Origin of the sequence: Caballeronia eucalypticola, assembly GCF_047608185.1 — a bacterium.
Taxonomy (GTDB): domain Bacteria; phylum Pseudomonadota; class Gammaproteobacteria; order Burkholderiales; family Burkholderiaceae; genus Caballeronia.
Map to the genome: position 1 here is coordinate 115,734 of NZ_JBLKRU010000013.1, position 26,501 is coordinate 142,234.

Sequence of the window (26,501 nt, forward strand, 5' to 3'; positions counted from 1 at the left end):
GGGGCGATCAACCTGAACTGACAAGTCGCTAGGAGGCGGCCGGCTGCTTGAGCAACGTGCGGCAATGACGCGCAATCTGCCGCTCTTCCTGGGTCTCGATCACGTCGAACTGAACATCGAGAAATTGAAGTCCGTCGCAAATGCGTTCACGCACGGCCGCAGCGTGTTCGCCAATACCACCGGTGAACACCACGCGGTCGAGGCCGCCCATCAACGCGGCATACGCACCGATAGCCTTGCGCACAGCCGTACAGAAGATATCGATGGCAAGCTCCGCATCAGCGTCGCTGCGTTGCAGAAGCGCCTGCATGTCATCGTTTGAATTGGAGAGACCCTTGAGGCCGCTCTCGTAATTGATCAGGTGTTCGAGCGCATTGGCGTCAAGCGTTCCGGTCCGCATCAGATAAACGACCACACCAGGGTCGATGTCACCAGTGCGTGTTGCCATGGGAATGCCCCCCGTAGGCGTGAGACCCATGGTGGTATCGATTGAACGGCCATCGCGAATCGCGCAGAGGCTCGCGCCGCTGCCAAGATGCGCGACCACGAGGCGCGCCGGAAGATCGTTGCCGAGCGTAGCGACGATCGACTCGTACGAGAGCCCGTGAAAACCATATCGGATCACCCCTTCTTCAGCGTAGTGTTTCGGCAGCGCGAGGTGAGTCGCGCGCGTAGGCATGGTCCGGTGGAACGCGGTGTCGAGGCAGGCGTAATGCGGCACGTCGTTGAAAATTTGCTGCGCCAGATCGAGCAGCTCCAGCGCTTGCGGCAGATGCAAGGGCGCAAATTGCACCGCATCGCGCAGGGTCTGTTTCACCTCGGGCGTGATCAGCGCATGGTCGGTCAGGTGCGGACCGCCATGCACTACCCGATGCCCCACCGCGGCCAGCGGCTGGTCGAGATGCGCATGCAGCGCGTCGGCCACGCGCTGCAACGCGTCGTGCTGCGACTCCATCACGTGATTCTGCGTGACATCGATCGCACCATCCGATGAACGCATGGTCAGCGAGCCGTCGTCGCGGCCTATGCCTTTTGCACTGCCAGTCAGCCACGGCGTTTCGTCGCTGTTGTCCGGCGTATTAGCCGAAGCATTGCCGGACTTCTCGCCGGGCATATACACGCCGAATTTAAGCGACGACGAACCGCTGTTCAGCACCAGGATTCCCAGGGTCATGGTCGTTAGCCTTTCCAGACCCAGTTGCGGATTTCATCGCGGTCAATGCCTTCCGCGTGGGCGTAAGTAATGCTCGCGTTGATCTGATCCTTGAGCCAGTTCTTCGTGTGAGCGCCGGTATCGCGAAGCCGCGGGACACGATCGATCACATCGATACACAGCGAAAAGCGGTCGACCTGATTGATGATCGCCAACTCGAACGGCGTATTGATGTTGCCGCGTTCACGATACCCATGCACGTGCATGTTCTCGTGATTCGTGCGGTTATACGTGAGCTTGTGAACGAGCGACGGATACGAGTGGAAGTTGAAGATGACCGGCTTCTCGCGCGAGAAAATAGAATCGAAATCGCGACTGGACAGACCGTGCGGATGGTCGGTGTCGGGCATCAGGCGGAACAGATCCACTACGTTGACGAAGCGGATCTTGAGGTCGGGGAAATGTTCCTTCAGGATCTCGACGGCCGCAAGCGATTCCATGGTGGCGATATCACCTGCGCTGGCCATCACCACGTCCGGTTCGCTGTTCTGGTCAGTCGACGCCCAGTCCCAGATGCCAATACCCTTGGTGCAATGCGCGAGCGCAGCGTCCATGTCGAGGTACTGCAAATGCGGCTGCTTGTCCGCGACAATCACGTTGATGTAGTCGCGTGAACGCAGGCAATGATCCATCACGCTCAGCAGGCAGTTTGCATCGGGTGGCAGGTAGATGCGCACGACTTCTGGACTCTTGTTCGTGACGACATCGAGGAAACCCGGGTCCTGATGGGTGAAACCGTTGTGATCCTGACGCCATACCAGCGACGTAATCAACAGGTTCACCGATGGCACCGGCGCACGCCAGTCGAGTTCGAGCTTCGATTTTTCCAGCCACTTGGCGTGCTGGTTGAACATGGAATCGATCACATGCACGAAGGCCTCGTAGGTCGCGAGCAAGCCGTGCCGGCCCGTCAGCACGTACCCTTCGAACCAGCCTTCCAGCGTGTGCTCGCTGAGCATTTCCACTACGCGACCGTCAACCGATAACGCGCCGCCGTCGCTGTCTTCCGGCTTGATCTCGGCGATCCAGCGTTTGCCCGACGCTTCGTACACGCCATCGAGTTTGTTGCTGGCGGTTTCATCGGGGCCGAACAGCTTGAAAGTGCTCATGTTGCGCTTGATCACGTCGCGCAGCCAGGTTGCAAGCACCGCGGTAGGCGACTGGTAGGTGCCAGCGGGATCCTTGACCTTGAACGCATAGTCGCGGATATCGGGCAGGTCCAGCGAGCGCCTGAGACGGCCGCCGTTCGCATGCGGATTCGCGCTGATGCGGCGATCGCCCTTCGGCGCAATCGCGCGAAGTTCTTCGATCAGCGTGCCGTTTTCGTCGAAGAGTTCTTCGGGTTTGTAGCTGCGCATCCACGCTTCCACGATCTTCAGGCTCTTCGCGTTGGTCACCGGATCAAGCACCGGTACTTGATGCGCGCGCCAAAAATCTTCGACCTTGTGGCCGTCGACTTCCTTCGGGCCGGTCCAGCCTTTCGGCGAACGCAAGACGATCATTGGCCAGCGCGGACGCGTGGTGTCGCCAGTCGAACGGGCGTGGTCCTGGATCGCGCGAATCTCGCCGATGCAAGTCTCAAGCGTCTCGGCCATCAGTTGATGCATGACAGCGGGATCGTTGCCCGAGACAAAATGCGGTTTGTACCCGTAACCGGTCATCAGCGCTTCGAGTTCTTCTTGCGGAATGCGCGCGAGGATGGTCGGGTTCGCGATCTTGTAGCCGTTCAAGTGCAGGATGGGCAGCACTGCGCCGTCGACTATCGGGTTCAGGAACTTGTTCGAATGCCACGACGTGGCGAGCGGGCCGGTCTCGGCTTCGCCGTCGCCCACTACCACTGCGACGATCAGGTCGGGGTTGTCAAATGCCGCGCCAAAGCCGTGCGAGAGGCTGTAGCCCAGCTCGCCGCCTTCGTGAATCGAGCCCGGCGTTTCAGGGGTGCAATGCGAACCGATGCCCCCGGGTGACGAGAAAGCGCGGAACAGGCGCAGCATGCCGGTTTCGTCAGCACTCCGATCCGGATAGACCTCGGAGTAATACCCTTCAAGGTACGAGTTCGACAAGGTGGCGGGTGCGCCATGGCCTGGTCCCGAGACATACATGACGTTCAGGTCGTCCCTCATGATGAGGCGGTTCAGGTGCACCCACGTGAACGACTGGCCGGGGTCCGAACCCCAATGTCCGAGCAGGCGCTGCTTGATGTGCTCCGCCTTGAGCGGCTCGCGCAGGAGCGGGTTGGCGCGTAAATAGATCATGCCTACCGACAGATAATTGCAGGCGCGCCAGTAAGCGTCGATCTTGCGCAATTCGTCGGCGGAAAGGGGGGAGGAGCGGGGAGTTGCCTGTGTGTCCATATCGTGTCCGTTGTATCCGTTGGTTGGAGGGCGGTGTCACTCGATCCGGCGGGTCACTCTGCGGGTCGCTCTTTGCAAAGGGATTCAGGCGCTAAAGCATTCTGTATTGTGCCGCGTGCGGCAGGTTCACGGTCAGCCACGACCATGACATGGATCAAAGGCAATGCTATGACTGGCGGCCTTTACGCGGAGAGGTTGCATGCAGGAGCGGGTTGAAGCCGGCGGACGGCGCGGTCTTGCGCGCGGTTTTTGCAGCCCTTTTCCGGCCACTGCCGCCTGATAACTGGTTGATCAGATCGCTGTCGGGTTCGTCGTCGGATGGCTCCTCGGGCTCCTCGGGTCCGTCGCGCTCTTCAGTACCGATACCACCAATATGCCCGATTACTGCAAAAAATTCCTTCGACGCATTGCGTAAGGTTCGTCCCGGCATCATGGTCATGGCGACCACTTCGTGCAGCGATTTATCGTCGATGGTGCGAAGCCGGGGCGAGGTATTCCAGTTGATCGCGCTGTTGGCAAAACCAGCTATGACACGCTGCAGCACGGCGGGAGCAAGCACGCCGGCGTCGTAAAGACCGATCAGCGTGGCTTCGGCGGCGGCGAACAACCCGTTCCCCGGGGCGGCGCGCTTTGCCATCAGTTTTGCGCGGACGATGAAGACGGCGTGACGCGCCAGACTGCGTTGCCCACGTCGTCGGCGACCAGCAATGCGCCGTCGTGGTCGAGCGTCACACCGACCGGACGTCCTCGCGCATCGCCTTCCGGCGAAAGGAACCCGGTGAGAATATCTTCGGGCGGTCCCGACGGTTTTCCCCCGGAAAACGGCACGAAAATCACCTTGTAGCCACTGCGCGGCTTGCGATTCCACGAGCCATGCTGTCCGATGAACGCGCCATTGCGATACTTCGCCGGAAACAAGGTGGCGTCGTAAAACGTGAAGCCCAGCGGAGCGCCATGCGACCCCAGCGCATAGTCAGGCGGTATCGCCTTCGCGACCATGTCGGGATTTTGGGGCTTCACGCGGGTGTCGATGTGCTGGCCGTAATAACTGTAGGGGAAGCCGTAAAAAGCGCCGTCTTTCACTGCTGTCATGTAGTCGGGGACAAGGTCGTTTCCTAGCTCGTCGCGCTCGTTGACCACGGTCCAAAGCGCACCGTTCTCAGGGTTCCACGACATGCCGTTGGGATTGCGCAGACCCGATGCGAAGATCCGCGATTTGCCCGTCGCCCGATCAATTTCCATGATCGACGCGCGTCCAGCCTCCGCCTCGATGCCGTTCTCGCCCGCGTTGCTGTTCGATCCAACCGTGGCGTAAATGAGTTTGCCGTCGCGGCTTGCGATCAGGTTCTTGGTCCAATGATGATCAATAGGTCCTGCCGGCAGGTCCGTGAGTTTTTCACCGGGCCCAGTAATCGACGTGTCGCCCGTGTGGTATTTGAAACGCAGTATGGCGTCGGTATTCGCCACATAGAGATCGTCGCCGACCAGCACCATGCCGAACGGAGAATGCAACTTGTCGATGAACACATAGCGCTGGTCTGCCACGCCGTCATGGTGGCTATCGCGAAGCAGGACGATGCGATCCGGGCTTGCAGTGGCTGCGCCCGCGCGTTTTTGGAACTGTTTCGCAACCCAGCCCTTGAAGCCGCTCTTCGAATCATGAACGGCGGGCGCATTGCTTTCGGCCACGAGCACGTCGCCGTTGGGCAGCGTGGCGAGCCAGCGCGGATGATCGAGTCCCTTGGCAAACGCCGTTACGCTGAAGCCCGCCGCGGCGGCCGGCATGGTGCCTTCGGGCCAGGGTTTCGCGGCCGCTACGTTGAGCGTGGGGATCAGCGTCGTATGCGGGGGAGGGAGCGTGGGATTCGGGCCATAACCCATTGCGGTGTTGTCTGATGCGTTCGCGCAACCGTCCAGCAATATGACAGCGCTCAGGCTTGCGGCGCACAGGCTGGCTGTCAAAATTGTTCTGAGCACTCGTCGTTGCGGGAAGGATAACGGGCGGCTACGAAGGTCATCACGCACCGCCAATCCCCTCGACTACTTTACCGGTGCCGTTGCACTGTTCGCACTTCTGGCCGTCCTCTTTTCCCGAACCGTTGCATGCAGGACAGAGATTTTCGCCGGTTCCAGGCGTGCCGGGCGCAGCTTCGTCGCCGGGATTCAGATCGGTGTTATCAGGCATGGCGCCTCCTTGGGTGACCGGCAGGTGCGCATCGGTTATGCATGTCTGGAGCGAGCGCCTGAAGCAAGGTAGCAAGGCGCATTCCACCGATGCTTCCGCGCTGCCATCACGGCTTGCGGCCGAACGCTTCACGCAGGCGCTTCTTGGCATTATCCAGCGTGGTACGACGCGATTTCGGCAGGTTTCGTCCTGCACGATTGATATAGAAATTCAGCATCGACATGGCGGACTGGAACGGCGTGCCTTTACGCCGATTGCTGCGCGTCGACGACTTTTTCAACGAATCAGCGATCTCCTGCGCGCTGCCTTCCTTGAAAATCTCATGCTGGATATCCATTGCATCGCTCGTTTCCATCACGTGATGCGACCAGCGTTTGGCGTTCGATCGGCTCGTCGATTTTGGCTTTGCACGCGCGTGTTTCTGACGCGTGGTATTGCGTTTGCCATTGCTGCTCTTCGATGCGGTTGCCATGTTATTGCTCCCTTTCTTTGGAATCAATCTTCAATCAATCGATGGGCGTGTTTGAATGCCTCCACAATCGCGCGATACGCACTCTCGCGCGTCCCGGCATCGGGGGCTCGCAGCGCATACGAAGGATGAAAGGTTGCGATAACCAGACGCCCATCGTGCTCGATCGCATCGCCCATTGAAGCCTGCAATTTCACGGCCGGTTTTTGCAGTACGGACTTCAACGCGGTCGCACCCAACGCGACCACGACCTTCGGATCGTGTTCCGCCAATTCCCGTTCGATCCAGTAGTGACACGCGTCCACTTCCCGTTGTGCGGGCGTCTTGTGCAACCGTCGCTTGCCGCGCGGCTCCCACTTGAAATGCTTGACGGCGTTGGTCACATAAACCCGGCTGCGGTCCACGCCGGCTTCATCGAGCGCGCTATCGAGCAATGCGCCGGCCGGACCGACAAACGGCTTGCCTTGCAGGTCCTCCTGATCGCCGGGTTGTTCGCCAACGAGCATCAGTGGCGCATGCCGTGGACCCGCTCCCGGGACCGCTTGCGTGGCCGCTTCCCACAACAGGCAGCGGCGGCATTGATCGAGGTTTTCCGGTTGCTGGTCCGGACGAATGCCGATGGGCCGGGTTGCCATGACAGCATCAACCGGCCGCGGCGCTGCGCGCTTGCGCGAGCGTCAAGGGGACCCGCATGGCTTCCGCCAGCCGCGCGGAGGGCGCTTCGCGGTCGCATGCGACGGCCGCCGCAACGTGACCATCTTTCAGCAGATACGCAATGAACGCGAGCGCATCGAGATCGCCGTCGATCACCACCTCGTCGTGCTCGCTCCCATGGCCGAGATATTCGAGGCGCTTTTCGAAGTGATAGGTCCAGAAATACGGCACGCCGGTGTAATGTTCATCGCCGCCGGCCATGTTCAGCGCAGCGACACGCGCTTGTTGTTGAGCGACGCGCCAGTGTTCTATGCGCAGCGTTTTGTCGGAGCGAGGCAGGGGGAATTGCGCGATGTCGCCTGCCGCGTAAAGACCCGGCGCGAGACCGGCGACTTGCATCGATGAATCCACGGGAATGCCGCCGTCATCCGCTAACTCGACGCCATGCAGGAAGTCGGTAGCCGGGCGCACGCCCGTACCGATGATCACCACATCCGCCGGCAATTTTTCGCCGCTTTTCAGTTCGGCCTCTTTAACGACGTCATCGCCCAGGAACGCCGTGACTTTCGACTCCATGCGAAAGACCACGCCGTTTTTCTCGTGCAGGCGTTGAAACATGCGGCCTAGTTCATCGCCGAATTGCGAGCTGAGCGGGACCTTTCCAGGCGCGACGACGGTCACATCGATCCCTCGTTTTCTCAGCGATGAAGCCACTTCCAGCCCAATGAAACTTGCCCCCACGATCAACGCTTTCTTCGCGCCTTCGAGCGAAGAAAGAATCATGGCGGCGTCGTCTCGCGAGCGCAGCAGGAAAACGCCGTGAAGGTTGGAACCGGGCACATCCATCGGCTTGGGGATGCCCCCTGTGCAGATCAGCGCGGCGTCGTAATGCAGGATGAGTTCGTCAGGCAGATTGATTTGCTTCGTGCCGGCGTCGAGACTTTCGACGTTTGCTTCAATACGCTCAATCCGTTGCGTCGACAGGAAATCGTCGGGCAATAGCGGCGGGATTTCCTCGGGCGGCATGTCGCCGGCAAGCACGAACTTGCTGAGCGCCGTGCGATCGTAGGGCATGCCGTGCTCGGGTCCGATCAGTACAAGGCGGCCTTCGAAGCCGGCTTCGCGCAGCGTGGCGCAAGCGGCTGCACCCGCTGCGCCCGCACCGATTACGACCATCGTGCGGGTGTCCGCCGTCGGCGTGCGCGCGGGTTCGTCTTGCGCGTGTGGAGAAACCAGTACATCGCCGTTTTCAATAGTGACCGGATAGCGTCTCAATCCAGTCAGCGGCGGCGGCTCGATCAGGCTGCCATCGGCAACCGCGAACGTGCCCTTATGCCACGGGCAAACGATGCGGCCGTTACAGATCGCGCCCTCCTCGAGTGGCGCGCCGGCGTGCGGGCAATCCGCTGAAAACGCGTGTACCTGGTCGCCTTCGCGGACCAGCAGGATGGGGGTATCGGCAATGCTTACGCGCGTGCCCCGGTCCTCTCGAAGATCATCGAATCTTGCTGCTCGCTGCATGGAACCGGCCATTTTGCACTCCCGTCAGTCGTTCTCCGGGTTTCAGCAAAAAGCGGGCCGTCGAATTTGGGCGCAGCGCCGCTCACGCCGCGATCCGGTCCAGCGACGCCGCGTCGCCTCGTACGGATTGAAGGATGAGCGCGGCGAGCTGTTGCACCGGCGGCGTGGGCGTAACCGACGCGCGCACAAGCGACAGCGGCAGCGACGGCAGCGCGGGCAAGCCCAGATCGCGGCCCTCGAATGCACTGACGGAAGCGGGTAAGCCATAGCGCGTGCGCACGGTCAGTCCAAGTCCCGCTGCCGCGGCGGCCCACAGGCCGGAGAGACTCGGACTCGTGAACGCGACGCGCCAACGGATGTTCGCGCGATCGAGCGCGTCGGTGGCGGCGCTGAAGAACAGGCAGGCGCGATCGAACGCAACCAGCGGCAGCGGTTCTGCCGGATCGGGATTCCACGGCAAGCTTGATGAACCGATCCAGCACATCCCGGGCTCGGCGATGATCTCGTGCCGGTCGCTGCCTGGAAGTTCATGGGCCAACGAGACCGCGTCGTCCCAGATCAGCGCAAGGTCGAGGTCGCTCGAATCGATCCGGCTGAGCAGTTCCGTATTGCGCGCGACCCGTGCTTCGATCCGCACTTTCGGATGCGCTCGCGAGAACCGGCCGAGGACATCGGGCAACATCGCTTCGCCGAAATCTTCTTGGAGCCCAAGCCTCACCCAGCCTTCGAGGTCGGGGCCACGCACGGCGACAGCGGCTTCGTCGTTGAGATCGACCAGCCTGCGCGCGAACCGCAGCATGGTTTCGCCCGCTTCGGTGAGCGCCAGATTGCGGCCGGCTTTCTTGAACAGCGGCGCGCCCGATTGCTCCTCCAGTTTCTTGATCTGCGCGCTGACGGCAGAGGTCGAGCGCCCGACGCGGTCCGCCGCCTTCGCGAAGCTTCCCAGTTCCATGCCGACCACGAAGGTCCGCAGCGAAGCGACATCGAAATTGGTTTGTGACATGGTCGATCATCCTGTTTTGTCGAATTATCGATTCAATATTACTTGATATTCAGGACGATGATAAACCGCGATACTGAGTTCATCGACAGCATTCACGAGAGAAAAGCATGGAAACTCAGTCCGCAATCCCCTTGCCGGCCATGCCGCGTCGCGCGCTGGACGCGTCGCACCGGTGGAAAGTGCTGGGCGTCGGCGTGGCCGCGAACGTGAGTTTTTCGGCTGCCGTCGCGGGCATTCCCACGACCGCCGTCTGGCTGCGCGCGGATTATCACCTCAGCAACGCAGCGCTGGGATTGGCGCTGGGGGCCATTGGGCTGGGTACCGCGCTCTCGGAGTTGCCGTGGGGTGTGGCTACTGATCGCTGGGGCGACCGACCCATTTTGCTGACTGGTTTGACTGCGACCGCTGCCGCGCTGCTCTCCATGATGTTGTTTGTCGTGCCGTCGCAAGCGGCAGTTCCGGGCTTGGTATGGCTGGTGCTGTCGATGTGTCTGGTTGGTCTAATCGGCGGGAGCGTGAACGGTTCCAGCGGGCGCGCGGTCATGCGCTGGTTCCAGGAGGGCGAACGCGGCCTGGCCATGAGCATCCGCCAGACCGCCGTGCCGCTGGGCGGCGGCCTGGGCGCGTTGGTCCTGCCCTGGCTTGCCTCCACAGGCGGGTTTCGGCCGGTTTTCGGGGTGCTGGCGGTCATGTGCGCGGTCTCGGGCGTGCTCACCTGGTTCTGGCTGCACGAGCCGCCCGAGGTGCCTGTCGTGACGCATGCCGGTTCGAACGCGACTTCACCGCTGTCACCCGCAGCGATTGTCAGTCCGCTGCGTGACGGGATGATCTGGCGTGTCGTGGCGGGCATCGGCATTTTGTGCGTGCCGCAGTTCGCGGTGCTGACTTTCGCCACCGTGTTTTTGCATGACTTCGGACACGTCGGCATAGCAGGCATTACCGCGACGATGGTCACCGTCCAGCTCGGCGCGATGATCATGCGCGTCGCGAGCGGCCGTTTCACCGATAAACGCGGCAACCGGCGAGGATATCTGCGTGGGTCGACGCTGGTCGCGGTGGCATCGTTCGTGATGCTGGGCGCTGCGGTTACGTTCGTTCACCGGATGCCGGAAGTGTTGCTGATGGGGTTGATCGCGTTTGCCGGGATCTGCGTGTCCGCGTGGCACGGCGTGGCGTACACGGAACTCGCGACGCTGGCCGGCAAGGATCGCGCGGGCACGGCGCTTGGCATGGTCAATACAGCGGTGTATTTCGGCTTGTTCCTGACGCCGCTGTGCATTCCGCATTTGCTTGCGGCCGGATCGTGGGGCGTTGTCTGGCTCGCTACGGCTGTCTGCGCATTGATCGCCTATCCGTTGTTTCCGAAACCGGTGAAGTCAGTGAAGCTCGGGGCTCGGGTGTTGTAACGAATCGGCCGCGGGCCAGTCTCAATGCGAAAGGGGCGGGGGCTATTCGTCTACAAGTTGGGGACTTTATTTCGACGCTCCACGTCATCACTGTGGTGCAAAGGGACCGAACCGCGTTTCAGCAGAAAAAGCGCGTTGCCGCTACTATTCCGAGGATGAAAAATCTGCCGGATTACGCGTCTCAAGCGCTTTTAAACCCTCTCTACGATTTCGTCGAACGGCATCCTCGGCTGTTCATTTTGTCGGGTGCCGGAATTAGTACGGAATCCGGAATACCTTGCTACCGGGATACGGAAGGGCAGCGTACCGGTCGAGCGCCTATCCTGCTGAAAGATTTCATGGGCTCGGAGTTCTCCCGCAAGCGATATTGGGCGCGCAGCATGATCGGCTGGCCGCTGGTCGCGGGTGCCGCACCGAATCCCGCGCATCTCGCGGTTGCGAGGCTCGAGCGCCTGGGTCTGTTCGAGCGACTTGTCACGCAGAACGTCGATGGATTGCATACGAGTGCGGGCAATACGGACGTCATTGAACTGCATGGGAATATCGGCCGGGTGCGGTGCATGGAATGCGGCGATGAAATCTCACGCGCCGCGCTCCAGCAGAGACTTATCGCCGATAACCCGAGCTTCGTGGGTCTCGCTGCGTTGCCAGTAGCGGATGGCGATGCGCAACTTGAGGGTTATGACTTCGACGCTTTTCACGCGCCGTCTTGTACGCGCTGCGGCGGTTTGCTCAAGCCTGACGTGGTGTTTTTCGGCGAAGGTGTGCCACGGGGGCGCGTAGACGCGGCGGCTGCGGCTCTTGAACAGGCCGATGCCATGCTCGTGCTTGGTTCATCGTTGATGGTGTATTCGGGATTTCGCTTCTGCGAGTGGGCCGCGCGTGCCGGCAAACCGATTGCCGCGGTCAATCTTGGGAAGACGCGGGCTGATGCGCTGTTGCAACTGAAGGTCGAAGCGCCATGTGGGTTGACGCTTGATGCGCTGGTGAGGGAATTGGAAGCGTAGGGGTGGACCGAAGCCCGCCAAACGCTCCAAAAACACCAGCGCGAGAGACCTACCCATCGAGTTCCTGCTCACGTCTAACCCGGGCTTCCTCTTCAAGCCGAATGTCTTCAATTTCCTGCATGACCGCTTCGAGATCGACCGGTGTGGTGTCCACTTCCACGTGACCCGTAAGCTTTGTATCGACGGAGAGCAACCCCGCCTCATACAACGCCCACATCTCCTTGCCATAACTTGCCTTCAGCAATTCAGGCGCGAACTGGCCGAAATAAGTCGCGAGGTTATCGACGTCACGTTGCAGCATGGCTGCCGCTTCGTTATTGCCGGCGGCATCCACGGCCTGCGGCAAATCGATGATCACCGGACCGTCGGCGGCCAGCAGGATGTTGTATTCGGAGAGATCACCGTGAATCATGCCGGCGCACAACATGCGGACGACTTCACTCAGTAGCAACTCATGCAACTCAAGCGCGCGCTCGTGGCTCATGTCCACATCGTTCAGACGCGGCGCGACGTCGCCCTGTGCATCGACGACCAGTTCCATCAGCAACACGCCATCCGTGCAGATGTACGGTTGCGGCACACGCACGCCGGCATTGGCGAGGCGGAAGAGTGCATCGACCTCGGCGTTTTGCCACGCTTCTTCCTGCATCTGGCGGCCGTAGCGCGTGCCTTTTTCCATCGCGCGCGCTTGCCGGCTGTTTTTCACCGTGCGGCCTTCGCGGTAGGAAGCGGCTTGCCGGAAGCTGCGCTGCTTCGCATCTTTATAGACCTTCGCGCAACGGGTGGAGTCGCCGCTGCGCACGACGTAGACGGTTGCTTCCTTGCCGCTCATCAACTGGCCGATCACTTCGTCGATCAGACCTTCTTCCAGCAACGGCAGCAGCCTTTTCGGAGTTTTCATACGGCCACCGCATAGAAGAGGACTTCGCGGAAGGCGCGAAGGGGGTGGCAGGCGGGGAGGCGGGAAATTGGAATCATGGCGGATTATAAAGGCAACGCGGATTTGCCCGGGCAGAAGTGGACGCCAGGGCTGGGCGGCCCGGCTTTCCATTGGCTCAGTCAACCGACAACCCCGCGGCGAAAGCGCGTTCCAGCTTGCCCTTTGTCACGCCGTTGCCTGAGCGATTGGGCGAATCCGCCACGCTTGGTTTGCAAACAAAGGCAACGCACGTTTCTCAGCCCCTCATGCCTTATCCACCCAGCGAGCGTGCCATCTGACGCCTGTTTGCAGGCCAGGCACATTGCGGGCTTGCGGATTTAAAGCAGATTTGTTAAAGCTTTTCGTACGAGTTTTATTACTTCATATGAACCAAGGTCGGTGATCGAAGCCGGCCCGATTACGCCCCAACCGGGCCGCTGAGCAACGGGGCATTCGTCTAATCACATCCTTAATACTTCTTTGCTTACATTAGCGCGACAGTTTAAAGAGCTTTTATCGTCGTTGATTGATTAGACGACATTCGGCTGCCCAATAAAAAAACGCCGCTGCGAGTCTGCTCGCAGCGGCGTTTTCGATGGACAGCTCACATTTCAGCTTCCGAGTGCCGGGTCGGACATGCTGCTCTTGCCGGTTTCCACGTGTCCCGCGAGACGCCGCACGAAGGTCGTGTCCGAGGCGGTGGTAATGCTCAGGTCGTACCAGCCATACGATCCGCGCAGGTCGAGATAGAGGCTTTCGGTGTCGCCGCCACGCACTTGGCGCGTGATGACCGTGCCCGGCGTGTAGGCGTTCGCGATGCTGAAATTGCAGCTCGTCGTGCCCAGGTTCTTCAGGCGCAATTGCAGGTTGCCGTTGGCGACGTCGTAACCCTCGGCCACTTCCGGCAGCGCCTGCTTGTCATTCCACCAGTGCTGCTGGACCGCCGTGCCGGTAAAGCGGCGCAGGAAGCCGTTCGGACCGTACACGATGAAGTCGTACGTATTGGTGGCAGTCAGCGGGAACTGGTCCTGCAGGCGTTTGCCGGCTTCGACCGTATAGCAGCTTGGCGCAGTCAGGCTGTTGGCCGTGTACACGAGGAAGGTCGCGCCGGCATTGCCCGTGTTAATGAAATCGAAGCTCACGCCCTTGCCTGTATTCGTATGGACGTGAACGAAGAATTCATAGGGCAACGCGCGGGCGGGGCGTACGCCGGGTTCCTGTTTCGGGATGGCCTGAACCGCGGGCGGCACCGGCACATAGTCAGGATGACGAATCTGTTGCGTAGGGGCGTAGCCGCTCGTGTCCGGCAACGTGGGAACGGAGGCGTTCGGGGTCTTGAAATTGAACGCGGACGTCAGGTCGCCGCAGATCGCCCGGCGCCATGGCGTGATGTTCGATTCGGTAACGTTTGCACGCGAACCAAAACGCGTTTCAATAAATTGAATCACCGAGGTATGGTCGAACAGTTCCGAGCACACGTAACCGCCTTTGGACCAGGGCGAGACCACCAGCATGGGCACTCGTGTTCCAAGACCGTAGGGGCCTGCCTGATAGCTGCTGCTGCCCGGGAAGATCTCGTTGACGGTGCTGACGGTGGATTTTCCGTTCGCGGCGGACGAGGGCGGGAACGGTGGCACGACGTGATCGAAGAAACCATCGTTTTCGTCGTAGTTGATTAGCAGTACCGTCTTGCTCCAAACCTCCGGATTCGACGTCAGGATTTGCAGCACCTGGTCGACGTACCACGCACCGTAATTGGCCGGCCAGTTCGGATGCTCGGAGAACGCTTCGGGCGCCACAATCCATGAGACCTGCGGCAGCGTGTTGTTTTGCACGTCGTGCTTGAGGATATCGAAATAGCCATCGCCGGCTGCCGCATTCGTACCGGTGCGCGCTTTGTCATACAGCGGGTTGCCAGGCTGCGCATTGCGATATTGATTCAGGTAAAGCAGCGCGTTGTCGCCATAGTTGCCAATGTACGCGTTGTCGCTGGTCCAGCCCCATGAGCCGTTTGCATCGAGTCCGGTGCCAATGTCCTGATAGATCTTCCACGAAATGCCCGCGTTCTGAAGCACTTCCGGATACGACGACCAGCTATACCCAAGTTCGGCATTGTCGATCACCGGGCCGCCGCCGTTGCCGTCGTTGCCCACCCAGCCGGTCCACATGTAATAGCGGTTCGGATCCGTCGATGAGTTGATCGAGCAGTGGTACGCGTCGCAAATGGTGAAGGCGTCGGCGAGCTGGTAGTGGAACGGAATGTCCTGGCGCGTGAGATACGCCATCGTGGTGGTGCCTTTGTACAGGACCCACTGATCGTAACGGCCCTGGTTGTAAGCACCTTTGCCCGTGGTCCAGTCGTGCGGCAGATCCTGGATGAACTGGAGGCCGAGATCGGGCGCGCTCGGACGGAACGGCAGCACTTCGCCGAGTCCCGCAGCGATCGGCTGGTTGAACACGGGCTGACCATTCGGCAGCTGCACGGCGCGCGTATCGCCAAAACCGCGTACGCCCTGGAGCGTGCCGAAGTAATGATCGAAGGAGCGATTTTCCTGCATCAGCACGACGATATGTTCGACGTCCTTGATGCTGCCGTGCTGGTTGTTAGCGGGAATGGCAAGTGCATTGCGGATGCCAAGCGGCACGATACCGAGTGCGGTGGCGGAACCGGCTGCCTGTGCGGCAGCCTTGAGAAAATCACGTCGGCTTTTTAAGTTCATGGGTCTCTGTCGGTCGTGGGGGGAAGGCTTGATCAGGCTCGCCCGCCGCTTCGTGTTGCGTCAATGTCACTCGGCTTCGTGAATGACCGGAGGCAACAAGGGATCGGAAGCGGCTGCGGGCGGGGGTGCTTGCGTCAGACTGGACGTCACTGTTGCTGGCCGGGTTTGCTGCAAAGCCCAGCTTTGTATGTCCGACGATCCCGGTGCAGCGGATGCATCGGTTTGCTGAATAGAAGAAGCGGATGAGGATGAAACTGAGGACTGATCCGGCGTTGGTGTGGACGCCGACGGCTGGTTGTGGTTCGCGCCGTGGTCCCCGCATGCGGCGAGCATCGTGCACACGAGCACGGCTCCGCACAGCCAGTCGACTCTAGATAATTTGCTAAGCACAAGCGTCCTCTGGACGGTTTGCATGACGCCGCCATGCGCATGCGGATGGCGGCGGGAAAGAGCAAGCCAGAGGATAGAAATTACACGTGTAGGAATTATTAAATAATCGAAATAAGATCCGTAACGCAGATATTTAGGCGTATATAACGTAATTAAATCGTAATTAATATGTTTGATTAAAGAAGGGAATATCAACAGCAATGGAAAGGGCAAATCGTTCTTTATCAAGGTCTGCTGACCGGATTTGCCGGGTCGTCGCGACAGCGCCCAGAGTTTGTCCAGGCCTACTCTGCGGAAAAGCACATGCTTATGAAAAATTCGTTAAAGCTTACGATTTACATGCCGTAAAGAGGTGAGCAGTGGCAGCTAATCGACTGTCGCTGGCTGTTCAACCGAAGCCCCGCAACGGCGACTCCTGTGTGCTCGACAAGGAACGCCGGCCGGACAAAACAACATTGTTGCGGTTCGGTCGCGTCAGATTCAGTTGATCCCAAACGCATCTGGCCGACCGGACGACACAGGAGAACACGATGTTCACCGATACGGCGCAGCGGGTCTTGCAACTTAGCGACTACGCGGTGCGCCTTGCCGCTGCACGTGACCAGAGCTACGCGCTTGCACGTGAGGTCGAGAAGTCGCAAGCCACGCTGAACGGAGTGGCCCAGGATCCCGCAAGCGACGCCGCACTTTGCCGCTACGCAACCGACGCCCTCGAATCCTTGTGCGAGAACCTGGTGCGCCTGTGCGCGCTGACCGACCAGGCATCGGCAAATGCTGAAGCGCTCGCAGCCCTGCCCCTGAAATTTTTTACCGATAACGACGGCGCCGCTGCCGACCTTGACGCTGCGGTCCTGTCGCTGGCCGAGGCAACGTCGACTGCGGAAGCCCAGCTTGCCGAACTGGCGCAAGTCGTGGAAGAGGCGTGCGGCGCGGTCAATGAAATGCGGCGGCCGGCACAAATCGGGTAAACCCGGTTACAGGAATTTTGACACGGTAATATGCGGGTATACGCGAGGCGGCACTACGCTTCGCGTGCGTCACATGCATTGCGCTGGTCCGGTGATCCCGGTCGAACGTTTTGCCTGACGCACCAAACAAGAGGGTCCGCTGCGAGGCGGACTTTTTATATCGGAACCGGCCACAAGCCGCTACCGACACTTGTCCCGGGTATTACACATGTCCATTGCAGCATTCCTACACTCGGTCGCGCGAGGTTTCCGCCGCGCACCAGATCACCGACCCACGACTCGTGGCGCTGTCTTCTCTTCATCGCATCTGCTTGCCCGCCTGCTTGGCTCCGACCCTGGTCTACTGCGTTTTCACACCGCGCTTCGCAGCTCGATTGCTTGCGTGCTGACGGGTGTCATGACGATCGGCTGGATGGTCCACACACATCGGCCGCCGACCCTTGCCGCGTTCGCGTTGCTCTTCGCGATGATCGCGCCGCTATTTCTTCGCGATGCCACCGCGCGTGGCTGGTTCGGCTCACTAGCTGTTATCTATGGCGCGGGGGCTGCGAGCCTGATCGCGGCGAGCACGCTGGCAGCCTGGCCACTCGTGGCGGATGCCGTGTTCCTTGCCGTACTGTTCGCGGCGATGCTGGTGCAGGCATGCGGTCCGCGCGCGCTCGGCGCAGCGATGACGGCAGTTGTTTCGTTTTACTTAGGACTTTATCTTCACCCGGAATTCGCGCATGTGTTGATGATGCTGGGGCTGTCGATGATCGCGCTCGCTTGCGTGGCATTCACGGGTTGCGTGCTCGTGCCGACGCGGCCCGAGGCCACTTTGCGTCGTGCGCTGACTGCGGTGGCGCAGCGTGCGGAGACCGTGCTTGCCGACCGTCGCGCAGATGCGCCCGATGCCATGCGCCATTTGTCGCTTTTAAACGAAGCGGCGCTCGCTGTTGAAGAGCAGCTTGGGTTGCTCGATTTTCCGCGCGCGCAGCGGGTGCGGGCGCGCCTCATTGATGTCGAGGTTGCGGCGGCCCAGCATGCTGTGGATTCGAGCCGGCTTGATCGAAGCAATGTTCGTCTGCGGGTTGCGCTTCGGCGTTTATCGCGTGCGAGCGGCGACGCGGTGGCGTCGACCGCGCGCGCGGTGAAGGCGGGCGCGAAGCGGCCAGCCGGTGCTGCTTTCGTTTTGCGAGATGCGCTTTGCTGGATGCCGGCTTGCCGCGCGACGACCGCCGCGCTGATCGCGATGCTGATTGGTCATTCGGTGTCGCCGGAGCGATGGTTCTGGGCGGTCATTACGACCTTTGTGGTGTTCCTCGGCACACGGTCGCGCGGCGACACGATCCGCAAGACCGGCGAACGTGTGCTTGGCACGCTCGCGGGCGTGGCCGTTAGTGCTGCGCTTGTTGGCGCGTTTCATGGCATGCCGTGGCTGTTGGTTGCTGCGATGGCTGCGTGCGTGTTTGGATGGGCTTACTTCATCCTGACTTTGTATGGGCAGGGCGTGTTTTTCATTACCGTGTTGGTGGGGCTGGTCTATGGCGAGTTGGGTTTTGCTATTGGACCGCTGATCGAGATGCGTGTGGAGGAGGTGTTCGTTGGCTGTGTTGTGTCCATAGCGGTTGCGGTATTGATGATGCCGCTGCGGACGTCGCATCACGTCGATGTCAAGGTAAGCGGCGTGCTTGATGCGCTCGATGAGGTTTTGCGTGTTTGCGCTACGCGCGGTGATGGGCCAGGGCTTGGGATTGATCCACTCGTGGCGATGCGTGCGCTCGATCGGCGCTGGCACGAGTTGCGCATCGCACTGCGGCCGTTGCAAACGCAACGGGTGTTTGCTTGGAACACGCAGATGGAACTTGCTGTTGGGCCGTTGTTTGCCTGCGTGCAGGCGGCGCGGGAATTGGTCAGGGAGACAGCGCACGGCGCGGCGGTTGTTGCGGCTGATGATGCCCGTGCTCGTTTCGATGGGGCGATGGCGTTGTTTGTGGCGCGATCGGGGAGGGGGACGTCGGGCCCGGACGTGGCGGGTTTACGGGAGTTGGTCGTTTTGCGGTAGGGATGTTCAGGGGATGGGGCGGGGTTGCTAGGTTCTGGCGTTAGCGGTCTGAGTCATTGCCGGGTTGCTGCTTTCCAGGTCTTTGCGCATTTAGTGTTAGTTGTTCTCTTTATCACTATTAGCCACTGTGCGTGGCGGCACGTCATTTCTTTGTCCAAAGCGACAAAGAAACGAAGCAAAGAAAACGCTTTCACCTCTCTAAAAATTAAGTGTCCACAGCGTGCAGTTTTGATTCATTGGTACCCGAAAAGCACGGTGCTCGCCAGAGCCACGGATGTGTGAAACCCTCCTTCTCGCGAATCCTGACAGTAAAACGCTTCGCCCCGTACGCTCTCGGGCGAGCACCAGTGCCCCACGAACCGGCACGGCGCCACGCATATTTGAGGTGCCGGTTCTTAGTAGCTTGGTTGAACAGTCTGCGCCGAAGGGGCCGCATGTCCCGCGTTGCGGATCACAGATTGAATCCGCGGTGGATTTATTGCTTCAATTTTTGGTGAGTTGGCTGGTGAATCGCATGGACGTTTTCGTGGGGTACGGCGTTACGTGTTTGGGTGGCCTTGTTTCCTAGTGCTTGGCGAAGTGGTTCGACATGCGTACAAATTCTGTGGAAGGTTTTCCGCGTATAGCGCGGGGTGCTCCTTGGGCAGGTTCCGTCAATGGTGCTTGCCCGAGAGCGTACGGGGCGAAGCGTTTTACTGTCAGGATTCGCGAGAAGGAGGGGTTCACACATCCTAAGCTCTTGCGAGCACCGTGCTTTTGGGGCACCCATGAATAGAAACTGCACGCTGTGGACACTTAGGGTAGAGCGGTGAAAGCGTTTTCTTTGCTTCGTTTCTTTGTCGCTTTGGACAAAGAAATGACGCGCTGCCACGCGCAGTGGCTAATAGTGATAAAGAAATCAGCTAACCTAAGCAGACCACTAACCCCGAAAGCAGCAACCCGGCAATGAACCCGACCGCTAACCCCAGAACCTAGCACCCCGGCATTGACCCCGACCGCTAACGCAAGAACCTAGCACCCCGGCCCCCCGCCCAACCCCGTCCACCGGCGCGAGCACCCCTTATCCGACTGTTGCCGCAATCCGCTTCCTCATCGATTGATCCGGATAACTACCGAATCCAGCACGCACATTGTCGCGCATATACTCAGGCCGCCCGGTACCGGGAATCACGCATGTCACCGCCGGATGTGCGAGCACGAACTTGAGCAACAGTTGCGCCCAGCTCGTGCATCCAATCGCCTTACCCCACTCCGGCACCGGCTGACCTTTAAGCTTACCCAGCAATCCGCCACCGCCGAACGGCTGATTCACGATCACACCAATCCCGCGTTCCCGCGCAAGCGGCAGCAAGCGTTCTTCAGCGGCACGGTCATCGGCGGCATAGTTGATCTGGACGAAGTCGAGTGTCTCGGAACGCATAACAGCTTCCACTTCGGCAAACGCGCCCGACGTGTAATGCGTGATGCCGATATAGCGAATCCGCCCCTGCGCCTTCCATTCACGCAGCGTGGCGAGCTGCGTGCGCCAATCGAGCAGATTGTGAACCTGCATCAAGTCGATGCGCGGTTGTTGAAGGCGCCGCATCGACTCCTCCATTTGCGCAATGCCCGCTTCGCGGCCTTCAGTCCATACCTTGGTCGCGATGAACGCGCGGCCGTGCCCGTCAATGCGCGTCAGCACCGCCCCGGCGACTGCTTCCGACGATCCATACATCGGCGATGAATCAATGACCGAACCGCCGTTGTCAAAGAGGATTCGCAGCACATCGGCGAGCGACGCCTGCGCCTGAAGATTGTCGCCGACATCGAAGGTGCGCCAAGTGCCGCAACCCACCACTGGCAATGCCTCACCCGTGGACGGAATAGGGCGCGTGTTCATGCGCGCCGACGGCATCGCCGAGGAGGATGTTTGCGCGTAGCCCGTGGGCAGGCTCAAGGGCAGCAGCGCGCTGCCGGCGGCAAGGAGGATGCGCCGACGGCGTGCGTCGGCGGAAGTGGAGCGCATGAGCAGGCTCGCCGTAACGGATCAGCTCACAGGATAGGCGAAGTCCCAAAGCTTCGTCGCGAGCGCGGTATTCAGCGACCAGGCAACCGAACGATCAAACTCTCAAGGCTCTTGAGTCAGCACCTGCAAACGCGGCGCGAGCGTGGTCAGCAAAAGCTCTTTCAGTGGCATGGGCCGCGCGAAGTAATACCCCTGCGCCTGCGCCGCACCCATCTCGCGCAGCACCGCGAGCGTGGCTGCGTCTTCCACGCCTTCCGCCACGAGCGTCAGGTCCAGCGACTCCGCCATCCGCACGATTGCCCGTACGATCGCTCGGCTGCGCGGACTCGTCGTCAGCTCGAAGATGAACGACTGGTCGATTTTCAGGCCGCTGAAACGGTATTGATGCACGTAACTCAGCGACGAAAATCCAGCGCCGAAGTCATCGAGTACAACCGACATGCCGTGATCGGCGAGACGCTGCATTGAACGCCTGGCCATCTCGGGCTCGGCAACCAGCGCGCCCTCAGTCAGTTCGAGACAGATCCGCGCCGGCGCAACGCCATGACGCGTGAGCAATGCGAGGACGTCGTCGGCGAACTCAGGGCGCGTCATGCTGTAGCTCGAACAGTTCACATGCACGGGCGGCCAGTCAGCATGCTGCGGCTGCGCGAGAATTACCGCAACGCGAGTGAGCATGTAGAGATCAAGCCGCCCGATCAAACGCAAACCCTCTACCGCCGGCAGGAATTCGCCCGGCGCAATGACGCGGCCGTCGGGCTGGCGCCATCGGATCAACGCTTCCAGCGCCACAAGCTGGCCACTGTTCACGCAGACAATAGGCTGAAAATACGGCACCAGTTCGTCGTCGCGCTTGAGCGCATTGCGCAATGCCCCTTCGCGTTCGACCTGGTCCGACACCTCGCGGCGCAGCGCATGGTTGAATACGACGAAACTGTCGCGGCCGCCGTTCTTCACGCGATACATCGCGGTATCGGCATCGCGCAGGAGATCGGCCGGCTCGCTGTGAAACTGGCTGTCGGGACTGACAATACCAATGCTGCACGACGAAAACACCACGTGATCGTCGATGTGAAACGGCAAGTCGAACGCCGCCAGGATCCGCTCGGCGATAGCCACGGCCGTATCGAGCGGCGCACCCGGCGACAGCACCGCGAACTCGTCGCCGCCGAGACGCGCGAGCAGATCGACATCGCGCAGGCAGCTACGCAGACGGGCCGCGGCCTGAATCAGCAGCAGGTCGCCGAAATGATGCCCAAGACTGTCGTTCACCACCTTGAAGCGGTCGAGGTCGATAAACATCACGGCCAATTGCTCGCCTTCGCGATGATGATCGTGCCACGCCTCGCTCAGCCGCTGCAGCAAGTGGCTGCGGTTCGGCAGCCCGGTGAGCGCGTCGTGCGAGTTTTCGTGTTGCAGCCGGGCGTTGGCGAGATCGAGTTCGCGCGTGCGATTCTGCACGCGCTCCTCAAGCTCATGGTTGGCGGCATGCAGGGCTTCGGCGGCGCTGCGCCGCGAGAGGGCGGTATCGATATGGCGCGAGACGAACGTCAGCAATTCCTGGTCGCGTAGCGAGTAACGCACGCGCGTGGAATAGCTTTGAACAGCAAGCACGCCGCGTACGACGTCACCATCAAACAGCGGAATGCCCAGCCACGAGCGCAGCTTGATGCTCTCACCGGAGCGCTCTATTTCGCCGCTGTCAATCAGTCGCGTGGCTTCAGCGAGGTCGATCAGACAGGGACGGCGTTGTCCGATCACGTACTCGGTCAAGCCGCGCCGGTTACGCCGTGGCATGGGATGATCGTTCAGCAACTCGTCGACGTAATAAGGAAAGGACACGGTCTCCGTCGTGCTGTCGACCAGCGCGATGTAGAAGTTTTGCGCATACAGCAACTCGCCGACAATCCCGTGCAGGCTCTGGAAAAACTCCATCATGTCGCCATGCCGGCTCGACAATTCAGCAATCTGGAACAACGCACCTTGCAAGTGTTCGGCGCGTTTGCGCTCTGCAATTTCCTGCCTCAACGCGCGATTCAGTTCGGATAACTCAGCAGTGCGGCGCGATACCGTTTCTTCCAGATCGTCCCGATGAAGTATCCGGTCAAGCGCCATTGCCACATGCCGCGCAACGACCAGGAAAAGCGCGCGATCCTCCAGGCTGTAGATTCGCGAGACGTCGTACACCTGCATGGCGATCATGCCGAAGACTTCGTCGGAAGCGTTCTTGAGCGGTGCACCCATCCAGAATTCAGGGCAATCACCCACGCAAAAGAAGCGGTTTTCCTGCTCGGCGGCGTGGATCCCGGCGCTGTCGATGAGCATCGGCTGACCCGTCGTCAGCACCTGGCCCGTCAGCGACAAGCGTGATGGATCAAGGGTGTCGTACATCGCACATTCGAGCGCGCAGGTATCGATCACATCGACGTAATACGGGTACGTGATTCTGCCGCTCGGCGCGTCGTAAAGCGCGAGGTAAAAATTTTCCGCGTCGATCAGCGTGGCGAGTTGCCGGTGTACGCCGAGCAAAAACGCTGACCGTTCGCGCACGGAACTCGCAAGGTAGGCGATTTCGTAGAGTACCCGTTGGGTATTTTGTGCCCGCGTCAGCGCGTCGGTCTGCAGGGCTTCACCCAGGCTGCGGGCAAGGTTGGCAAGCGCGGGACTTCCCGCGTGGCTGGCGGGCGCGAGCAGCCAGCCGAGAATGCTTTCGCCGCTGCCCGTTGGCCAGAGACACAGGCGCTGCGCCGTGCAAAAGGGATGGAAGGTGTCGGCGGTGAGAAGGTTGGGCCACATTTGCGCTGCATCGCCCTGACCCGCCAGATGCATGTCCTCGCCGACCTGATACCACGCCCAGGCGGTGGTATCGACTTTCGACCCGGCACTGCGCAACAGCACATCGACCGAGCTTTCCGCGTGGGTCCACCGCGTCGGGTCAATGATCGTGCGGGCGACGTCTGCAGCGGAATTGTCGCTGCTGACGCCGGCCATCGGCGTGCTGGGGTTAGCGGAAAGGACGTTCATCGGCGCTCCGAGCCGAAGGCTGCCCCGGCTCCTGATTCAATCTCGTTCGATGTCGATATGTCTATTTTTCATTCGGACACTGGAGGCGTCAAAAATACCCGCTCCTACGTTTGTACGCGCATGCACGCACCTGATCACTATAACGGCAGCACGGCTTACGGCTTGAGCGTTTTCAAAAAAGGGCTTTGATAAAGGGCTTTTATCACGCGCCCGACGAACTGCATGCCGTCGCGGGGCCGGACATCAGTGAGCGTCGCTCGACCGCCACGGAAACACCCAGCAGCACAATTCCGCCACACGCGAGCAGGGCACCGGTCCAGCCCGTCGCCTCGAGTCCGAAACCCATCGCGACCACTACGCCGCCAGCCCACGCACCCAACGCATTCGCAATGTTGAAGGCCGAATGATTGAGCGCGGCGGCAACGGTCTGCGCGTCGCCGGCCACGTCCATCAGGCGCGTCTGCACGGCGGGGACCACGGCGATGCCGAGTCCCATCGCGAACAAGTTGAGCGTGGCAGTCCATTCGTTGGCCGAAGAATAGGCGAAAGCGGCCAGCGCAGCGGCGTTCCAGATCAGCATGCCGAAGATGGTCCAGAGCCGCGACTTGTCGGCCAGCACGCCGCCAATCAGGCTGCCCGCCGTCATGCCGACACCCAGCGCGCCGAGCAGCAGCGGCACGCGCCAGGGAGCCACGTGGGTCACGTTCAGCAGCGTCGGCGTAATGTAGGTGTACACGGCAAATAGTCCGCCGAATCCGACCGCGATCACCGACAGTGTCAGCCAGACCTGCAGGCGCCTGAACACGCCAAGCTCGCGGCGCGGCGTGGCGCCACCCGCGTGAATGGGCGGGAGAAAGATGCGCACGCCAATCATCGTAAGAATACCGAGCGCGCCTACCAGCAGGAAATCCGCGCGCCAGCCGAGCCACTGACCGAGCCAGGTCGCGAGCGGCATGCCGAAGATATTGGCGATCGTCAGTCCCAGCATCACGCGTCCCACCGCCCGCGCGCGCCGGTCTGGCGGCACGAGCGACGCGGCGGTCAACGCCGCTACACCGAAATACGCGCCATGCGGCACGCCGGAAATAAAGCGCGCGATCAGCAGCAGCGTGTAATTTGGCGCGAGCGCACTGAGCAGGTTGCCGAATGCGAACATCAGCATCAAGCCGATCAACATCGCGCGGCGCGGGATCTTGGCGAAGAAAATGGTGATGAGCGGCGCGCCGATCACTACGCCCAACGCATAAGCGCTGATGATGTGGCCGGTCACGGGCAGCGAAGTGCCGAGGCCGTTCGCGATGACCGGCAAGATGGTCATGGACGCGAACTCGCCGGTGCCGATAGCCAGCCCGCCGATAGCGAGGGCGAGTTCGGCGGGCCCCGCACCATGAGGCGCGATCACGCGCGTGAGCGGGTCGTTAGGGACATCGATAATGGACATTGACGGGAAATTGTGAATTGTGAGCAAGGCGCAATGCAGCATTATCGCGAAAGAATAAATGTTTCGCATGCGCCAAGGCTCGAACGGCCGTGCTAAATAACGTTGCTGCGCTGCCGTAGCATTAGTCCTGTGTGACTGTGGCGCGGCCTGACGCGTTTGTGTCGTCAGTGTCCTCCTGCCGAGAAACGCTCACGGTAAGCCTGCGGTGTGACACCTATAGAACGCAGGAAGCTGCGCCGCATGGTTTCCTCCGATCCAAATCCGCAACGCGCGGCCACCCGCTTGACCGGAAACGACGTATCGCCAAGCAGCCGGCGTGCAGCTTCCAGGCGCAGTTGATCGATGGCGCGAGCAGGCGTGATCCCCGTTTGCGCCCGATAGTGGCGCACGAAACTGCGCTCGCTCATGCCCGTGCGTTCGGCCAGCATCGCGATCGACAAATCGGCGGACATGTTCTCGGCGATCCAAGCGTGCAACTCGCCGAAGCGATCGCCGGTTTTTTGCAACGACAACGTCGTGCTGAACTGCGCCTGACCGCCCGGCCGCTTGAGGAACACCACGAGTTCGCGTGCTACATCGAGCGCAAGCGCGCTGCCGAGATCGTCCTCGATCAATGCCAGCGCGAGATCGATGCCGGCTGTCACGCCCGCCGAGGTCCACAGCGCGCCGTCACGGATAAAAATGGGCGCGGGGTCGACGCGCACGGCCGGATAACGCGCTTCAAGATGCTCGCAATGCGCCCAGTGCGTAACCGCACGGCGTTTGTCGAGCAAGCCCGCGGCCGCCAGCAAAAATGCCCCCGTGCATACCGATGCAACCCGCCGGCACTGTGCCGCGCGCTCCCTGACCCAGGCCACCTGCGCCGGATCTTTCGATGCCGCATGCACACCGCGTCCGCCCGCGACGATCAGCGTGTCGGTCGTTTGCCGAGCGGCCGGCAAGGGCTGGGCGAACAGGCCGAGGCCCGCGGTGCTCTGGATCTCCCCTGCAGTTGCAGCGACAACACGCGCGATATACGGTGCGTCGGCTCCGCGCGCCAGCGAGAGTTCATTGGCGGAGGCGAACGCCTGGAGCGGTCCGGCGACGTCGAGCAACTGGACGTCTGCAAACGCAAGGATGTCGATACGGCGCGGAGCATTGTTCATGGTTTGAAACCGGGTTGGCGTGAAACGAGGGTT

General features: G+C 60.9%; 20 protein-coding genes. 4 read left to right on the forward strand and 16 right to left on the reverse strand.

The window, feature by feature from the left end; translation table 11 throughout:
• Window positions 1–28: 28 nt before the first annotated feature.
• From ACMX25_RS17165 to ACMX25_RS17205, 9 genes are all read right to left on the reverse strand, one after another.
• Entirely contained in the window at window positions 29–1,174 is a 1,146-nt protein-coding gene (locus ACMX25_RS17165) for an acetate/propionate family kinase (protein ID WP_414951194.1), read from the reverse strand.
• A gap of 5 nt (window positions 1,175–1,179) precedes the next feature.
• Window positions 1,180–3,567 (reverse strand): phosphoketolase family protein, encoded by a 2,388-nt coding sequence (locus ACMX25_RS17170; RefSeq protein ID WP_414951196.1) that lies wholly within the window; start codon window positions 3,565–3,567, stop codon window positions 1,180–1,182.
• A gap of 166 nt (window positions 3,568–3,733) precedes the next feature.
• Complete coding sequence (locus tag ACMX25_RS17175) at window positions 3,734–4,174, reverse strand: hypothetical protein (protein WP_414951197.1); 441 nt, start codon at window positions 4,172–4,174, stop codon at window positions 3,734–3,736.
• Window positions 4,175–4,203: 29 nt separating this feature from the next.
• On the reverse strand, window positions 4,204–5,502 hold the full coding sequence (locus ACMX25_RS17180; protein ID WP_414951273.1) for a PQQ-dependent sugar dehydrogenase: 1,299 nt from the start codon (window positions 5,500–5,502) through the stop codon (window positions 4,204–4,206).
• Between the two features lie 82 nt (window positions 5,503–5,584).
• Window positions 5,585–5,752, reverse strand: coding sequence for a hypothetical protein (locus ACMX25_RS17185; protein ID WP_414951198.1), 168 nt, complete (start codon window positions 5,750–5,752; stop codon window positions 5,585–5,587).
• Window positions 5,753–5,858: 106 nt separating this feature from the next.
• Window positions 5,859–6,224: a DUF3175 domain-containing protein gene (locus ACMX25_RS17190; protein WP_414951199.1), complete on the reverse strand. Its 366-nt coding sequence runs from the start codon at window positions 6,222–6,224 to the stop codon at window positions 5,859–5,861.
• Between the two features lie 23 nt (window positions 6,225–6,247).
• Window positions 6,248–6,856, reverse strand: a complete 609-nt coding sequence (locus tag ACMX25_RS17195) for a UdgX family uracil-DNA binding protein (protein ID WP_414951200.1) — start codon at window positions 6,854–6,856, stop codon at window positions 6,248–6,250.
• Between the two features lie 7 nt (window positions 6,857–6,863).
• Window positions 6,864–8,408: an FAD-dependent oxidoreductase gene (locus ACMX25_RS17200; protein ID WP_414951201.1), complete on the reverse strand. Its 1,545-nt coding sequence runs from the start codon at window positions 8,406–8,408 to the stop codon at window positions 6,864–6,866.
• A gap of 70 nt (window positions 8,409–8,478) precedes the next feature.
• Window positions 8,479–9,399, reverse strand: coding sequence for a LysR substrate-binding domain-containing protein (locus ACMX25_RS17205; RefSeq protein ID WP_414951202.1), 921 nt, complete (start codon window positions 9,397–9,399; stop codon window positions 8,479–8,481).
• 107 nt (window positions 9,400–9,506) lie between these two features.
• Between ACMX25_RS17205 and ACMX25_RS17210 the strand changes: the two genes are divergently transcribed.
• Together ACMX25_RS17210 and ACMX25_RS17215 are read left to right on the forward strand one after the other, a co-directional pair.
• On the forward strand, window positions 9,507–10,805 hold the full coding sequence (locus ACMX25_RS17210) for an MFS transporter (protein ID WP_414951203.1): 1,299 nt from the start codon (window positions 9,507–9,509) through the stop codon (window positions 10,803–10,805).
• A gap of 155 nt (window positions 10,806–10,960) precedes the next feature.
• Window positions 10,961–11,812 carry an NAD-dependent protein deacetylase gene (locus tag ACMX25_RS17215; RefSeq protein WP_414951204.1) on the forward strand — a complete coding sequence of 284 codons (852 nt, stop codon included), beginning with the start codon at window positions 10,961–10,963 and terminating at the stop codon, window positions 11,810–11,812.
• 49 nt (window positions 11,813–11,861) lie between these two features.
• Here ACMX25_RS17215 and ACMX25_RS17220 read toward each other — a convergent pair whose 3' ends face one another.
• From ACMX25_RS17220 to ACMX25_RS17230, 3 genes are all read right to left on the reverse strand, one after another.
• Complete coding sequence (locus ACMX25_RS17220; RefSeq protein ID WP_414951205.1) at window positions 11,862–12,713, reverse strand: PA4780 family RIO1-like protein kinase; 852 nt, start codon at window positions 12,711–12,713, stop codon at window positions 11,862–11,864.
• Between the two features lie 629 nt (window positions 12,714–13,342).
• Window positions 13,343–15,451 (reverse strand): phosphocholine-specific phospholipase C, encoded by a 2,109-nt coding sequence (locus tag ACMX25_RS17225; RefSeq protein WP_414951206.1) that lies wholly within the window; start codon window positions 15,449–15,451, stop codon window positions 13,343–13,345.
• Window positions 15,452–15,517: 66 nt separating this feature from the next.
• Window positions 15,518–16,069: a hypothetical protein gene (locus ACMX25_RS17230; RefSeq protein WP_414951207.1), complete on the reverse strand. Its 552-nt coding sequence runs from the start codon at window positions 16,067–16,069 to the stop codon at window positions 15,518–15,520.
• 302 nt (window positions 16,070–16,371) lie between these two features.
• On the opposite strand from ACMX25_RS17230, the gene ACMX25_RS17235 reads away from it, so the two are divergent.
• Window positions 16,372–16,809: a hypothetical protein gene (locus ACMX25_RS17235; protein WP_414951208.1), complete on the forward strand. Its 438-nt coding sequence runs from the start codon at window positions 16,372–16,374 to the stop codon at window positions 16,807–16,809.
• A 382-nt stretch (window positions 16,810–17,191) separates the two neighbouring features.
• Entirely contained in the window at window positions 17,192–18,853 is a 1,662-nt protein-coding gene (locus ACMX25_RS17240; protein ID WP_414951209.1) for an FUSC family protein, read from the forward strand.
• Between the two features lie 1,060 nt (window positions 18,854–19,913).
• Here ACMX25_RS17240 and ACMX25_RS17245 read toward each other — a convergent pair.
• From ACMX25_RS17245 to ACMX25_RS17260, 4 genes are all read right to left on the reverse strand, one after another.
• Window positions 19,914–20,858, reverse strand: coding sequence for an aldo/keto reductase (locus tag ACMX25_RS17245; protein WP_414951211.1), 945 nt, complete (start codon window positions 20,856–20,858; stop codon window positions 19,914–19,916).
• Between the two features lie 102 nt (window positions 20,859–20,960).
• Window positions 20,961–23,882: a sensor domain-containing phosphodiesterase gene (locus ACMX25_RS17250; RefSeq protein ID WP_414951212.1), complete on the reverse strand. Its 2,922-nt coding sequence runs from the start codon at window positions 23,880–23,882 to the stop codon at window positions 20,961–20,963.
• A gap of 202 nt (window positions 23,883–24,084) precedes the next feature.
• Window positions 24,085–25,323, reverse strand: coding sequence for an MFS transporter (locus ACMX25_RS17255; RefSeq protein WP_414951213.1), 1,239 nt, complete (start codon window positions 25,321–25,323; stop codon window positions 24,085–24,087).
• Between the two features lie 164 nt (window positions 25,324–25,487).
• Window positions 25,488–26,468 (reverse strand): GlxA family transcriptional regulator, encoded by a 981-nt coding sequence (locus tag ACMX25_RS17260; RefSeq protein WP_414951214.1) that lies wholly within the window; start codon window positions 26,466–26,468, stop codon window positions 25,488–25,490.
• Between the last annotated feature and the right edge of the window lie 33 nt (window positions 26,469–26,501).

What these genes read in the sequence shown, in the direction of transcription:
- ACMX25_RS17165 (WP_414951194.1), bottom strand. Translation starts at nt 1,174, where the DNA reads ATGACCCTGGGAATCCTGGTGCTGAACAGCGGTTCGTCGTCGCTTAAA.
- ACMX25_RS17170 (WP_414951196.1), bottom strand. Translation starts at nt 3,567, where the DNA reads ATGGACACACAGGCAACTCCCCGCTCCTCCCCCCTTTCCGCCGACGAA.
- ACMX25_RS17185 (WP_414951198.1), bottom strand. Translation starts at nt 5,752, where the DNA reads ATGCCTGATAACACCGATCTGAATCCCGGCGACGAAGCTGCGCCCGGC.
- ACMX25_RS17190 (WP_414951199.1), bottom strand. Translation starts at nt 6,224, where the DNA reads ATGGCAACCGCATCGAAGAGCAGCAATGGCAAACGCAATACCACGCGT.
- ACMX25_RS17195 (WP_414951200.1), bottom strand. Translation starts at nt 6,856, where the DNA reads ATGGCAACCCGGCCCATCGGCATTCGTCCGGACCAGCAACCGGAAAAC.
- ACMX25_RS17200 (WP_414951201.1), bottom strand. Translation starts at nt 8,408, where the DNA reads ATGGCCGGTTCCATGCAGCGAGCAGCAAGATTCGATGATCTTCGAGAG.
- ACMX25_RS17205 (WP_414951202.1), bottom strand. Translation starts at nt 9,399, where the DNA reads ATGTCACAAACCAATTTCGATGTCGCTTCGCTGCGGACCTTCGTGGTC.
- ACMX25_RS17210 (WP_414951203.1), top strand. Translation starts at nt 9,507, where the DNA reads ATGGAAACTCAGTCCGCAATCCCCTTGCCGGCCATGCCGCGTCGCGCG.
- ACMX25_RS17215 (WP_414951204.1), top strand. Translation starts at nt 10,961, where the DNA reads ATGAAAAATCTGCCGGATTACGCGTCTCAAGCGCTTTTAAACCCTCTC.
- ACMX25_RS17220 (WP_414951205.1), bottom strand. Translation starts at nt 12,713, where the DNA reads ATGAAAACTCCGAAAAGGCTGCTGCCGTTGCTGGAAGAAGGTCTGATC.
- ACMX25_RS17225 (WP_414951206.1), bottom strand. Translation starts at nt 15,451, where the DNA reads ATGAACTTAAAAAGCCGACGTGATTTTCTCAAGGCTGCCGCACAGGCA.
- ACMX25_RS17235 (WP_414951208.1), top strand. Translation starts at nt 16,372, where the DNA reads ATGTTCACCGATACGGCGCAGCGGGTCTTGCAACTTAGCGACTACGCG.
- ACMX25_RS17245 (WP_414951211.1), bottom strand. Translation starts at nt 20,858, where the DNA reads ATGCGCTCCACTTCCGCCGACGCACGCCGTCGGCGCATCCTCCTTGCC.
- ACMX25_RS17250 (WP_414951212.1), bottom strand. Translation starts at nt 23,882, where the DNA reads ATGAACGTCCTTTCCGCTAACCCCAGCACGCCGATGGCCGGCGTCAGC.
- ACMX25_RS17255 (WP_414951213.1), bottom strand. Translation starts at nt 25,323, where the DNA reads ATGTCCATTATCGATGTCCCTAACGACCCGCTCACGCGCGTGATCGCG.
- ACMX25_RS17260 (WP_414951214.1), bottom strand. Translation starts at nt 26,468, where the DNA reads ATGAACAATGCTCCGCGCCGTATCGACATCCTTGCGTTTGCAGACGTC.